At 50.2% G+C, this 13154-nt stretch carries 9 protein-coding genes and 1 pseudogene; 3 read left to right on the top strand and 7 right to left on the bottom strand.

All coding sequences use genetic code 11. The annotated features are described in order from the left end of the window. Position 1 precedes the first annotated feature (1 nt). Positions 2-787, bottom strand: coding sequence for a TatD family hydrolase (locus J4772_RS24020; protein ID WP_209071709.1), 786 nt, complete (start codon positions 785-787; stop codon positions 2-4). 650 nt (positions 788-1437) lie between these two features. On the opposite strand from J4772_RS24020, the gene J4772_RS37620 reads away from it, so the two are divergent. Next, entirely contained in the window at positions 1438-1521 is an 84-nt protein-coding gene (locus tag J4772_RS37620; protein ID WP_371822914.1) for a putative holin-like toxin, read from the top strand. A 212-nt stretch (positions 1522-1733) separates the two neighbouring features. On the opposite strand, the gene J4772_RS24025 is transcribed toward J4772_RS37620, so the two are convergent. Beyond that, positions 1734-3191 (bottom strand): DHA2 family efflux MFS transporter permease subunit, encoded by a 1458-nt coding sequence (locus J4772_RS24025; protein ID WP_209071710.1) that lies wholly within the window; start codon positions 3189-3191, stop codon positions 1734-1736. Between the two features lie 324 nt (positions 3192-3515). Here J4772_RS24025 and J4772_RS24030 point away from each other — a divergent pair, with 324 nt between their 5' ends. Beyond that, on the top strand, positions 3516-4220 hold the full coding sequence (locus tag J4772_RS24030) for a TetR/AcrR family transcriptional regulator (RefSeq protein ID WP_209071711.1): 705 nt from the start codon (positions 3516-3518) through the stop codon (positions 4218-4220). Positions 4221-4294: 74 nt separating this feature from the next. Here J4772_RS24030 and J4772_RS24035 read toward each other — a convergent pair whose 3' ends face one another. The 4 genes and pseudogenes from J4772_RS24035 to J4772_RS24050 all read right to left on the bottom strand — a co-directional run bounded on the left by J4772_RS24035 (position 4295) and on the right by J4772_RS24050 (position 10258). Further along, the gene (locus J4772_RS24035; protein ID WP_209071712.1) at positions 4295-4480 is read right to left on the bottom strand and encodes a GNAT family N-acetyltransferase; all 186 of its coding nucleotides are present in this window, start codon (positions 4478-4480) and stop codon (positions 4295-4297) included. Beyond that, positions 4477-4963, bottom strand: a pseudogene (locus J4772_RS24040) (DAK2 domain-containing protein); the annotation flags it as partial. The pseudogene J4772_RS24040 and the gene J4772_RS24035, both read right to left, overlap by 4 nt. A gap of 229 nt (positions 4964-5192) precedes the next feature. Beyond that, entirely contained in the window at positions 5193-7817 is a 2625-nt protein-coding gene (locus J4772_RS24045) for an S-layer homology domain-containing protein (protein ID WP_209071713.1), read from the bottom strand. Further along, the gene (locus J4772_RS24050) at positions 7814-10258 is read right to left on the bottom strand and encodes a DUF6242 domain-containing protein (RefSeq protein ID WP_209071714.1); all 2445 of its coding nucleotides are present in this window, start codon (positions 10256-10258) and stop codon (positions 7814-7816) included. The genes J4772_RS24045 and J4772_RS24050 overlap by 4 nt, the downstream gene beginning before the upstream one ends. Positions 10259-10430: 172 nt before the next feature. Here J4772_RS24050 and J4772_RS24055 point away from each other — a divergent pair, with 172 nt between their 5' ends. Next, entirely contained in the window at positions 10431-11099 is a 669-nt protein-coding gene (locus J4772_RS24055; RefSeq protein ID WP_209071715.1) for a response regulator transcription factor, read from the top strand. A gap of 2 nt (positions 11100-11101) precedes the next feature. Here the strand turns inward: J4772_RS24055 and J4772_RS24060 are convergent, their stop codons facing one another. Further along, a complete protein-coding gene (locus J4772_RS24060) occupies positions 11102-13084 on the bottom strand; it encodes a sensor histidine kinase (RefSeq protein WP_209071716.1) in 1983 nt (660 codons plus the stop codon). Positions 13085-13154: the final 70 nt, after the last annotated feature.

A 13154-nucleotide genomic window follows, 5' to 3' on the forward strand; every position in this document is an offset into this window, starting at 1 on the left:
ATTAAATCTCGAAAAACTCCGTCGCGGTTTCCGTCGTCGCCTTAGCGACCTCATCTGCAGGTCTACCTACGCATCGTGCTACCGCCTGCAGGATGTGCGGGAGGAAAGCAGGTTCGTTCCGTCCATCCGCTGGCTTTTCCTTTAAGTCCCTTGGAGTCAAGAACGGTGCGTCCGTCTCGATCATTAACCGGTTGAGCGGAATCATGCGAACTAGGTCCCTCAGGTGCTTCCCCCGTCGTTCATCGCAGATCCAGCCGGTAATTCCGATATAGTAACCCATTTGTAGATATACCTTTAGCTCAGAATACGTCCCTGTAAAACAATGGACCACCGCTTTCTGAACCGAATGCTCCTTAAGAATCGCAATAAAATCCGCAAATGCCTCCCGCTCATGCAGAAACAACGGCATGTTCAGCTCAATCGCCAAACGAACTTGCTCGGCAAACCATTTCCGCTGCACGTCCCGTGGCGAAAAGTCCCGGTTATAATCAAGCCCGCATTCCCCGATGGCTACCACCTGCGGCAATGCCGCCAATTCTTTTAGCTTCGCGATCGTCTCCGGGGTACAGCTCTTCGCATCATGTGGATGTACTCCCGCAGTCGCATACAGCTTTCCGGGGTAACGTCCGGCATAACGCGCGGTTTCCATGCTGTTTCTTAAGCTCGTCCCTGTCAGAATAAGAGGTGTAACCTCGTTTGCTATCGCTTTCTCGACCACCTGCTCGCGATCTTGATTGAACGAACGATGCATCAAATTAACGCCGATATCTACGAGTGGTTTATTCATAATTGATGTACTCCTTTCCAAAAAACCGTTCTTACAATTCTATTCCTTTCATTATACCTTCTTCGAATGCTTGAGGGATGGGAATTGTTAGTTATAAGAATTTATTAGGACTGCAGAACGGTGTGAAAATATTACTTAAATATGTAGATAGGCGCACCAAGCAAAAACGCCTTCGGCTCCCTCTTGGCGCCGGAGCTGCTTTGCCGAGACGATTCAGGCAAAAGGATACCGGACGAGGTTGAGTTCGATTGGATTGGATTGGCCCGTTGTCGTTTGAAGTCGCACGCCAAATTTAGATAAAATCTCATACAATTTCATTCCCCTTCGTCCATTTGAGGTCAACTTGTACGATTTGTCATACAAATCTGGCGCCCCGACGGCTCCAACACCTTATTTTGTACGACCAACCACACAAAGTGGCTACATCCCCCTGAAAAATAGAAGTGTTTATACGATATATCGTCCAAATGGTGAATGAAAATCATTTACCCCCAACGTCATGCAGAAAAGTTAGCGAATTTTATACTATCCGATAGGTCAAAAAAGAGAGACCTTTTTTTTGCTCTTTAAACAAAATGTGGTGTGATTGGAAGTACAACAGTATAGGCTTTGAGGGCGGTCGGCTAGTCTCCCGGGAGGGAGGTGATGCCATGGAGGTTAAGGACGCTTTGGCGCTTATGATTTCATTTGCGACTTTGATTGTACTTATACTCTCATTCTTTAAAAAGAAATAGACCGCCCTCACCCAAGGACAACGGTCTATTTCTAATCGCTTATCCGAAAGCCTACCGCCCTTAAAAGCGGCTGTTGTGGGGAGTCGTGTTAGCGCACGGCTCCTCTAACTTTACATCTCTCTAAATTATACCACGATGATTTATTCTGTAAACAAGTAAGTTCCTACCTAACTCCTCGCTACACCTTATTCCAAGCCTACCAGCCCTGCTCACTAAACGCCGACGTCCACCACGACAGACGACTGAGCCTCTTGCTCCTTGGCCGGTCGCTTAAGCGTGAGCGCCAGCAGCAATCCGGCAGCCGCGAGGATAGCGATCAACAGATACACATTATGAAACGCGTGCGACATCGCATCCGGAATAGGCGCCTCGCCTTTGCCCGCATAATAGCTGGTTCGGTTAACAAGCAGCGTTGTTAATCCCGCGATGGCAAACGATCCGAAGACCTGCTGCGCGGCGCTTGTCAACGAAGTCACCTTGCCGACCAATTCCTTGGGCGCCGTCTGGATCAGGTGTGTGTTCAAGGCAATGAAAGACAGCCCCGTTCCGAACCCGATTAACATACGAGGAGTCAAGAACAACCATGGACTATCGCTCGGATCGATAAACGAGAGCAGATAAGCGCCAACGGTGACCAATACCAGCCCTCCGACGACTAGCGGACGCGCGCCGATCCGGTCGAACAGCCGTCCGCTGAACGGCATCATAATGGCCGAGGCTAATGCCTGCGGCAACGTCCATAATCCCGCCTCGAACGCACTCATTCCCATCAGACGCTGCATGAAGTAAGGAATGGCGAAGATCAGTCCGAACATGGAGAACTGCATCACCCACTGTACCACGATCCCGCGAGTAAATTGTACAGAACGGAAAACCCGCAGCTCCAGCAAAGGCTCCTTCTTGCGCCGAAGCTCGATGACGGCGAATAGAATCATCGCCACGGCGCCTACGGCCAGACCGGCGATCGTCTTTGCGGAAGACCACCCTTCCCCTGCTTCGCTCAATCCGTATGACAGCCCGCCGAAAGCAAGCGGCGCAATCGCGATTCCCGCGTAATCAAGCGGAGCCGAAGCCTTTTTCGGGAGTTTTGGCAAATACAGAACGCTCAACAGCACCCCGACGATCCCAACCGGAATATTGATCAGGAATATCCATTTCCAATTGACGTAATCTACTAGATACCCGGATACAACCGGCCCAAGCGCCGGGGCCAGCAGTACCGGTACTCCCATCATCCCCATAATCTTCCCCACCGATTCGGGAGGACTGATCCGGTAGGTCATCGCGAAGGCGATTGGCATGACCATTCCACCGCCAAGCCCTTGCACGATACGGAAGGCGATCAACTGCTCCGCCGTGCCGGCGAATGCGCAAAGAATCGAACCCACGGTGAATAAAATAATCGATACGATAAAAGTCTGCTTCGCCCCGAAGCGATCGGAGAACCAACCCGCCATCGGAATTACGATGGCCTGAGCCAGCGAATAACCGGTGATCGTCCATTGAATGAGGCTTAATGAGCTATGCAGATCATCGGCCAGCACCGGAATGGCGACATTGACTGCCGTTGTATCCAAGATGACCATAAACAACCCGACGACAATCGCGATCAACGGTGCAAGGAGCGAACGAACTGAGAATGACTCACCTGCATTGGCTTCTGCTGACATGTACATCTCCTCCAAAGATAATCATTTGCTTGCAACTAAAATAGCACATCTCATTATACGAAGTAAACTAAATAAATAAAAAAAGTTCAATTAGTAAACGATGTTTATAATCCTGGAGAGATGCTCTATACTAGGGCGTGTATACATACTCCGAAGATAGCAGATTTGGCCGAATTTTCGTTCCATGCAAGGAACTTTTGTGAAGGCGTACCGGGGGTACGTCAAGCAAAAGTGACGCAGCAGGGGGCGAAAAGGAGGTGGAAGATGCCCCTGAGCGGGTTTGCATACACGCCCTAAAGTTGGTCAGTCAGGAGGTGTTGCGAAATGTCAGAACCCCAATGCGACCCGTTTTTCGATAAACGGGAGAAGCTTGTCATGCGCTTGATACCCTATGTTCAAAAGCACGGCTTCAGTCCGTTAAAAATGGACGATGCCGCCAAATATATGGATATTAGCAAAGCGACGATGTATAAATATTTTGCTTCGAAGGACGAAATCGCGGAATGTATCATCGATAAATTCGCGCTGTTCGTATCGAATCAGATGCTGTCGGAGGCTCCCCCGACGTTATCCTCGGAGCCGCTCTCGCAGCCGTCCGCCGAAGAACGGAAATTCTACAATGAATCTTTCACACAGGCGTTTAAGCTCACGATTAAACTGTCCTTCTATTTGACAGATGTACTGCTTCAGGATCTGAACACAACCTACCCTAACTTGTCGTCCAAGCTGGGGCAAGCCGTAGAGCTATGCAAAAACAAGCTGGCCGACTACTTCGATAGCGGCATTCAGCTTGGCGTATTTTATCCGATCCATACGCGCATTTATCTCACCCAGGTCGATCTTGTTTTCCGAAAGCTGTTGGACCCCAAGTGGTTGATGCTGCAAAACATCACGATGAAGCAGGCGCTGATGGATTTCTACAAGATGGTGAAGCACCAGGTTTTCTACGAGAAATGGATCGACGAAGACGACTCCGCAATCGACCTCTACTTCGACAAAATGATTGCGAGTATGCGTGCGTACGATTGATGCAAACGTCGAAAGCCTCCTTCGTTGTGAAGGAGGCTCCGCGTATCATCCGCTACAAGTCCATTCGATCCGTCCTAAAGCTTCCCCGCCCAATCCTTCCTCTCAAGTTGATAGTAGCTATATTTCTCGTCATCCAGCTTGATCGTCCCCTGAAAATGAAAACCGCATTTTTGTATGACCTTATTCGATGGAACATTCATGACTAGAGCAATAGCGCTAAGCGCCTCAACGTTCGCATTCGTAAACAAATAATGAATCATGCCTTGTGCAGCTTGAGTCGTATAACCTTTACCTCGTAAGCGCCTGCGTCGGGATAACCGAGGCTTCTCTCTTCCGCTGTACCGGCCCGCCCCATTCGAGCCACGATTCCCTTCGTCGACTCTGCGCCTTGGACAGCCGCTGCCGCGCCTTTCTCGAAAGCAGTCTTGAAATGATCGCCCGCCTTCTCGCTTGCCGTCCACGACTGAACGCAGGGCACTAGTGCATCTACAAGCGTTTTATCGCCAACTGCCGCGCCCCTTCAGAAAGAACGTTCCCCGGTAGCCTGTATTCCTTTAACGTCAGCTTGCATCATGTCGGCGAACTCTCCCGATATTTAATTGAGGATGGCTCAGAATTTCGCGCCACTCCCGCTTCAATTGCTTAAATCCTTTGGCAAGACTCATGCCGAAATCCCTGTCGCCCGCATGCGAATCCAGTTCACAGAACGGCACCTCGTTCCGGATAATGACTTCGCTAGCTTTTAGTTCATCTCGTTTGGACTGAAGTAAAAAGAAGTTCAGCATTGCTCTAGGAATATTATTTTCAAAATTAAAATATACCATGTTGATTTATTCTGTAAACAGATAATTTCTATAATATCATATACGTTGGACATGCTTCTCTCAATTCGCTCCATATTTATATTTAATTTTCGGCCATTTACAATCGGAAAAGGGATACCCTCCATCCTCGAAGGGTATCCCTAATGCATTAGATCAGCTCGGATACTTGCAGCAATCTTTGAATCATCAGGGCAACTTCAGCCCGGGTAACGGTTGCTTTCGGAGCAAGTTCATGATTGCTCCGACCGTTCACAATACCGGCTTGCAAGCAGTCTGCAGCACTTCTCCTGGCCCATTCAGCCACCATGCCTGCATCCTGATACACATTTAAAATATCATCCGCCTCTGCGGCTTTCAGCCTCGTCTTCAATCCAGTTACGCTCATCGCTTTGGCTATAATGACCATCGCTTGCTCGCGTGTAATGTTGTCGGCAGGTGCGAATTGCCCGTCTTCAAATCCATTGATTAATCCATGCGAATAAGCAGTATGCACCGCCGTATGGAACCAGCGCTCAGGCGGCACATCGGAGAATGGCGCCTCTCCGGATTCCAGCTTCATCCCCAAGCCTCTGACGATAATGGCCGCAAACTCCGCACGGGTTATCGCTTGATCTGGATAAAACCGCTCTGCTTCAACTCCGCTGACAATCATCCGCGAGCCCATATCGTTAACCGCATCCTGCGCCCAATGACCCGCGACGTCCTTGAATTCTCTCGGGTGGTAAACTACTGAGTAGGCGCTGTTCGTTAAGCTGTTAATTTTCGCATAATATTTGCCATCCACGGTCACAATCTTCGTAGGTACATGGCGGACGGTTCCATCCGGCTCGTTCACAACTCCTGTCGTGATCCGGCTCAGATCCACGCCTTTCGGAATGGCAATTTCACGTTCTACATAAGATTTGAACTCCGACACTTCAACGGTTCGATCCCCGTAAGTCACTTCCACCTTAAATTGCACAGGCGCCGCAACCAGTTGGAAGTTTTCTCCCACAGCGGAGCGTTCAATGTATTCTAATTGTTCCTCCGTTGGCTCGGCAATGACAATTCTCACCTTGATCTCCTGCAGCTCCACGCTCCTCCCTAATCGTTGCGAGATGGCGCTGATGTTAATTTGCTGCGCAGGCAGCGTATACGTGGCGCGTTCAGTTTTAACTGCGACGACCGCCTGCTTGCCCTCCATATTTTTCACCATCTGCCCGTTCAGCTCGCCGACGACGACATCGGATCCCGTGTTGACCAGAATCGTAATGACTGCGCCTTGGCCTTCCGCCGCAAGACGACCCTCCAGCTTCATCTGATCGACCGCTACTGTAGTAACGGTTTGGTTACTAACGGTCGTCGTGACAGCAGTTCCCGCCTGCTCCACTTTGCCATTCACCAGCACTTCGACTCCCGCCGGCGCATTTGCCGCCGAGGCGGATGGACTGCTGCTCGACGACCGGCTTGGCAATACAATTGTTACTTTGCCGGATGACACCATCTTTGTCATTTCAACGATTGCCGTATCACTGAAGGTAAACGACTGTATATCGTTTTCATCGCTGACGTTCAAAGCTGTCTCACCCGGCGCCGCATTCACTTTGATCCGGAATTGTACCGTGAACATCGCGCTGCCCGCGGCAAGCGCATGATCGCCGCCCGAAGCATCGGCCCACGCTGCCTTCAGCCAGCCGTCAGCGTTATCGAACATTGACGCGAAATGATCCCCGGACTGTCCCGTGATCGAGCTTACTTCCAGAATCGTCTTGTCAAAGCTGATTTTTATTCCATAAGCGCCAACGCTGCCCGAGGCTGCAGCTACAGTAACCGGCACACTTACTGTGCTCCCCGCCGTACCGGTCACCCTGCCGATATCGACCGTCACCGTTTGCGGCACAGCCGCATCGGTCGTGAACATCCAATCCGTTGTACCGGCAAAGCCGGCAAACGCATTGTTGGAGGCATCGACAAACGCCCCTTCGTCGATCAGCACATAGTAATCCGTTCCGTGGCTTAATACCCCAGCCGGTTTGATAGACACCATCGCTCCTGCGATACTCACCTGCGTCGTATCATCCGCCTTGATCGTGACGATATTGCTGTTGTCCGAGACTTTGCGAATTACAATTTTTTTGTGCACTGCCGCCGTTACTTGCTCACTGAACGTCAGTTGGAGCTCGGGCGTTCGCGCCGAAATGTTCGTATAGGTTGCCTGAATGACAGTAGGAGCCGCCGTATCTGACATTCCCGTTCCCGTTACCGTTACCGTACCGGAGGTAATGTTGGTATCCAGGATGGTCTCCGGCGGAGCTCCCATGACCGTATAGGTTGCCGTTCCGGAAGCAACTGAAATGGAAGTGCTGCTTCCTGCTACAGCCGAGTTTTTGATCTTGAACTGAATGGAAAATACCTTTTCCTTATCAAAGGCAATAGGGCTAGCATCCTGGAGCGCGATCAAACCTGTCGTCCCAATTTTGTCCAGCGATACATTGGGATTGGCACTGACCATAGAGGTAAAGCCTACATCGCCAGTCTGAACTTCCTCAAACACGTCCAAATCATAATTGAGAGTCATCGAGAAGTCATAAAATGAAGTATCTCCCGGAGCCATATACACCGCCACGGTCACGGTATCCCCAGGTGCGCCCGATGCGCTTTCGATTTCAATTGACACCGGAACCACGCTTGCGCTTGCCAACGTTCCGAAGGAGAAGATCATGCAAATGATTAGAAGGATTGATACTGCTCTTCGCTCAGATTGCCAAGTGCGGCCAAGTAAACGCTCACTCACGCCAACCCACCTCCCATGTAAATTTGCAAAATCATTTTGGCGTCCTCAGCCGTCACCAAGCCGTCTCCGTTCATATCAAGAATGTTCTTCTGCGTTTCCGTTAATTGGATGATTCCCTTAACATATTGAGTCACGTAAAGTGCATCCGCCGGGGTCACTTTACCGTCTCCGTCGACATCGCCCTTAATGACTTCCCACTTTGCATACAGCGTTACATCATCGGCAGCCATGTTAAAGCTCGCCCCTGCGGAGTAGTCCGTACCGCTTCCGTCCGCCTTCGTGTTCCAGCCCGCAAACGTATGGCTAGCTCTAAGCAAGTTGCCCGTATTCCCCTTCACCGTAACCGTCGCCCCCTCCACGTACGCGCTGCTGTCTACCGGAACGGAGCCGCCTGTGTTGCCATTTCCGTTATAGGTAACTGTGGATGCGCTCTTCCACTTCGCATACAGCGTGACATTGTCCGCAGCAACGTTAAAGCTCGCCCATGGCGCGTAATCCGTACCGCTTCCGTCCGCCTTGGTATTCCAGCCAGCAAACGTAAGGTCTCCATTGACCAGAGCTCCGGTGTTTCCCAGAACAGATACAGAATCGCCGTCCAAGTAAGGCTTGCTCATGCTTGGCAGACTGCCTCCGGTGCTCCCGTTGCCGTTATAAGTTACACTGTAAAGGGAAAAGGCATTGGATTGAAGGATAAGTCCCTTATCGCCAACCGCCACAAATTGATTATTTGCGAACTGAATGCTGTTCAATGTGCTCGTTGCCCCGGAATTTCCCTTCTTCCAGGAAACGCCGTCAAAGGAATACCAGACTGAACCGCCATTCAACAACGCAGTAAAAAAGCCGTTGCCGAAAGCCAGACCATACACATTAGAGTTGGCTAATTTCTGTTGAATCGTCCAATGCTCGCCGTCAACAGATGTCAGAATAGCGCCGCTCTGTCCTCCTACAACAAACGTGCCGTTGCCGTAGCTGATACTGTAGAGAGTAGTGCTGTCGGAATTCTGGCTATTCCAATTCACCCCATGAGAGGAAGTTAGAATTTCACCGGCGGAGCCGACGGCAACAAACATGTTGTTGGCGTAAGTAATACCGCTCAAAAAGCTTGAAGTCGTTGACACCCGGCTTGTCCATGTAACCCCGTCAGGAGAGGTAATAATTGTGCCGTTTTGTCCGACAGCAACAAACAGTCCGCTGCCGTAAGCGATACTCGTTAATAAATTTGAAGTTGTAGAGCTGGCCTTATGGTCATCCCAGCTCACTCCGCCATCCGTGGATTTGATGACGGTGCCGCCGCCTCCCACCGCCACAAAACGATTGTTGCCGAACGCGACGCTTTTTAATGGAGCCGAGTAGTTCACGATCAAGTTCCGAGCTGTCCAGAATATGCCGTCGCCGGAGGTTGCAATATCATTGGAGTTCCCTACCGCAACAAACCCGTTGTTGCCGTAACCGAGCCCGCTAAAATGGTCGCTGCTGCCGTTGTCAGAGCCCGAATTGCGAATGATCCACGCTTCGCCGTCAGCGGAAGTCACAATTCGGCCATTGGCTCCTACGGCGACGTATGTGGCATTGCCGTAGGCGATACTACTAAGCGGGCCGGTCGCTCCCGAATCCTTCGGCGTCCAGACCGCTCCATTGCGGGAAGTCCATATGGTTTCCGTACTGGCTCCGGAAGTATATGAAATAGCAAAAAAAGTGTCATTGGCATAACCAACGCCCTGGAATTGATACGATGTTCCGGAGGTTTGAGCCGTCCATGTCAATCCATTGGCAGAAGTTGAAATTTTGCCACCCGCACCTACCAGCACGAAGCTGCTACCGCCATAGCTGACGTCATCTATCGAACCGATTAATTTGCCATCTTGAGGCGACCAGTTCACGCCATCCCCGGAGGACAGCACGGTGCCTTGCCCGACCGCAACAAACACATTATTGCCGAAGCTGACAGAATTAAGGCCTTTATCCGTGCCGGAATCCTGCAACATCCAGCTTGTCCCGTCACTGGAGGTCACAATCGTGCCGGAGGCCCCAACCGCAACGAACTTGCCGTTGCCGTAGCCGACACCGCTCAAGGTTGATGTTGTTCCTACTGATTGGCTTGGCGTCCAAATGCTCCCGTCCGCGGAAGTGAGAATGGTACCGTCCACTCCGACAGCGACATAGATACCGTTGTCGTATATGACTTCAGAAAGAGTTTTTGTCGTGCCGGATGTTTGCTCCGTCCAGTCGATCCCGTTGGCGGAAGCCAGAATCGTGCCGTTGCCTCCCACTGCCGTGAATTTGTTGTTGGCGAAAATTACGCTGAGCAAATACTCTCCTGTTGGCAGCGGCGCCCGTTTCGTCCACACATCTGTCGAGCTGTCAGCAGAAGCCTGCAGCGGAAGCGACCCTAAAGTCATTAAAACAGATGTCATGAAAATAATGAAAATACGTTTCAACATTGTGCGCATCACCTGTCCCTCTCTCTGATCCTCTTATTCATATCACGTTTTTCCGACATAATTCTGCATAAACATATCCTTTGCCAATCGGATTTCAGTATAATAGAACTACATTTCGCGATTCAATGACGTTTAGTCACTACTTTTTTCCTGGAAGGGGCAGACAACAGAAATGGCGAAACCTCTAAAGGTCTTGATCGTCGAGGACGACGCTTTGTTAAGAAGCGGACTGGAGCTGATTATTGCCTCCGAAGAGGATATGGAAGTTAGCGGAGCAGCACAAAACGGACTGGAAGCACTTCATTTCATAGAAGCTTCCAGCCCCGATATCGTACTGATGGATGTGCAGATGCCCGAAATGAACGGGCTCGCCTGTATTAGAGAAATCCGGAAGCTGAACACCGAGCTGCCGATTCTGATTCTGACGACGTTTAATGAAGAAGAGTATATTTTTCAAGGGCTTGCAGACGGAGCCAACGGCTACATCATCAAAGGCATGGATTTCGAACAACTGGTTCAAGCGATTCGCGATACCGTGAATCGTCAGTTTGTTCTGCCGGCTCAAGTTGCCGCCAAGGTTGCCCGATACGCTATGGAAAACAGCCATTTTATAAAAGAAAAGCGGTTGAAGCATTTTTTCCAAACTGACGAACAGTTCTCAAAAACCGAACACCAGATCATTGCCATGCTGCTTAAACGATGCTCCAACAAGGAAATGGCGGACAGCTTGTTTTTCACCGAAGGCACGATCAAAAACAAGCTGTCCGCCATTTACGACAAGCTGGGAGTTCAAAATCGACAGGAAGCCATTCATAGCTTGGAAAGGAGACTCCTTGGATAAGCTTACATTTCATCAGAGATAACCGGCAAAATGAAATAAAACACACTCCCTGCCCCCCGTTTACTCCTTACACCAACCTTGCCCTGATGCTGCTCAACGATTTCTCTTACAATCGCCAGCCCGAGCCCGCTGCCCGATTCGTTGTTTTCGCGATTGGTATAGAAACGGTTGAATACTTGAGCTTGTTCGGCTTCCGTTAAACCCTTTCCATAATCGGCCACCTCCACAACGAGCTCATTTCCGAATCCGCTTCCACTTAATCGGATAGTGCCGCTAAGCTTTATCTCGCGGCTCATGCCCTTGCTGAATTTCACTGCATTGTCCATGAGGTTTTGGAGAACCTGAAGCATCCGGTATTTGTCTATTCGGATCAGGCAAGCTCTTGCCCCTGCGACTAAATCCGCGATTTCTTTATGCAAAATCATCCCCTCATTGCCTAAGTCTGTTTCGAACTTGCCGTACAGCTCCTCGATCCACGAACGAACCTTGACATGCTCGTATTTAAAAGCGATATTCCGCGACTCCAGCTTGGATAATTCAAACAAGTCATCGACTAAACGCTTCACATAGACTGCTTTGTCCAGAAATTGACCGGTCATTTTATTGTTGTCGGCCGACAGTTTGCCCTTGACCATTAGCTGCAAATAAGTCTGAATGCCAACCAAGGGCGTGCCCAGATCATGGGCGATATTCGCCAGCATTTTCGTTCGCTGTTCATTGGCCTCCCGCAAGCTTTTTGTCCGATCTGCCACTTTCTGCTCCAGCGACGCATTTACAGCCCCGAGTTCCTCCAGCAGCGCATCATTCCGGCGAGAAAGCCGAACATACCGATAGGATACAATGATAGCCTGAGTCATAATAAATGGAACGATGCTGTAGCTGAGCAGTTCCACCGTATCAGCTATTCGCAAGTAATACATCGTATCGTTTACCACGGCGCAGACAATCAGAATCATAGCAGCTAAGTGAATAAGCGCGCCTTCCCTCTTGCGCAAGTATGCCTTGATACCGACGTAAACAATAAAATACAGCAGAATGGCCACCTTTAGCATCGATTGAGCCAGCATCGATTCTGTAAAAATACGGGCAGGCGTCAGTAAAACAAACAAAAACAATCCGGCTGAAACGATCACGGAAAACCGCATCATCAGCCTGTGAACCTCCCGGGGATATAAGCTTTTCATGAGAAACACAAACGAGATAAATTCGAAAATTTCACTTGAATACTCCAGCTTGGTCAACAATTCCCAGCTCTCGATCCCGAGCAGCTGCTCCGATAAATAACCGTTGATCAGTAAGGTCCGCATGGAAATGCCCAATGACACCAACCCGACATAGAGCGCAGGGAGATCCCTTTTTCTCATCCCGAATACAATCATGTGGTAGAGACCGATCATAAGAAAACCGCCGATGACAAAGATGTCGTAAAGCAGTTCAATTAATATGCTGGGAATAAGCGCATCCGTATCGCCATAAACGATTTCTCTGTTAATTCCGCCTTCACGAAACGAGTAGTTGGATACCTGGATGACGATCTCCAGCGTCTGTTTCTTCGGTTGAAAAAAAACTAAACTGATATGAGCTCTCGGCCGCTCCTCCTCCAAACTGCTTCCGACTGTGCCCAGCCCCGGCTTCTCTTCGCCGTCAATCCAGAGTCGGTAGGAGCTTCCTATCGCCCGGATAAACAAGGACTTGTTATTCCCCAGGTCGGAGGCCGGTACGTGCAGCAGCAGCCGATATGTGCCGAAGCCGTGGCTATCTTTAGCCGTCTCGCCAGAGGCGTCATCTCCCCACGAAGAAGGCACCGTTATATAGGCAGGCGTCAAGCTGCGGTTAATAAAATCTTTGGGCTCCAGTCGCTGATTCCAATAAAACTCCCATTCCCCGTGCAAAGAGACGGCTTTCGGTTCCACGGAACCGTTGTCGCGAATTTCAATCACGCCCTTACTCGGCTGAAACGCCCCTGGCTCCATGTTAGATGCCAAGGTAGCCGATGCTCCTAAGCCAGACGCTGCCAGCATGATCGCACACACGATTGTTGTAATAATCCAATTC

The sequence above is a fragment of the Cohnella sp. LGH genome (assembly GCF_017671885.1).
GTDB lineage: Bacteria > Bacillota > Bacilli > Paenibacillales > Paenibacillaceae > Cohnella > Cohnella phaseoli.

Excerpts from the sequence above, each read along its gene's own strand:
- J4772_RS24020 (WP_209071709.1), bottom strand. The coding sequence starts at position 787 with ATGAATAAACCACTCGTAGATATCGGCGTTAATTTGATGCATCGTTCG.
- J4772_RS37620 (WP_371822914.1), top strand. The coding sequence starts at position 1,438 with ATGGAGGTTAAGGACGCTTTGGCGCTTATGATTTCATTTGCGACTTTG.
- J4772_RS24025 (WP_209071710.1), bottom strand. The coding sequence starts at position 3,191 with ATGTCAGCAGAAGCCAATGCAGGTGAGTCATTCTCAGTTCGTTCGCTC.
- J4772_RS24030 (WP_209071711.1), top strand. The coding sequence starts at position 3,516 with ATGTCAGAACCCCAATGCGACCCGTTTTTCGATAAACGGGAGAAGCTT.
- J4772_RS24035 (WP_209071712.1), bottom strand. The coding sequence starts at position 4,480 with ATGATTCATTATTTGTTTACGAATGCGAACGTTGAGGCGCTTAGCGCT.
- J4772_RS24050 (WP_209071714.1), bottom strand. The coding sequence starts at position 10,258 with ATGTTGAAACGTATTTTCATTATTTTCATGACATCTGTTTTAATGACT.
- J4772_RS24055 (WP_209071715.1), top strand. The coding sequence starts at position 10,431 with ATGGCGAAACCTCTAAAGGTCTTGATCGTCGAGGACGACGCTTTGTTA.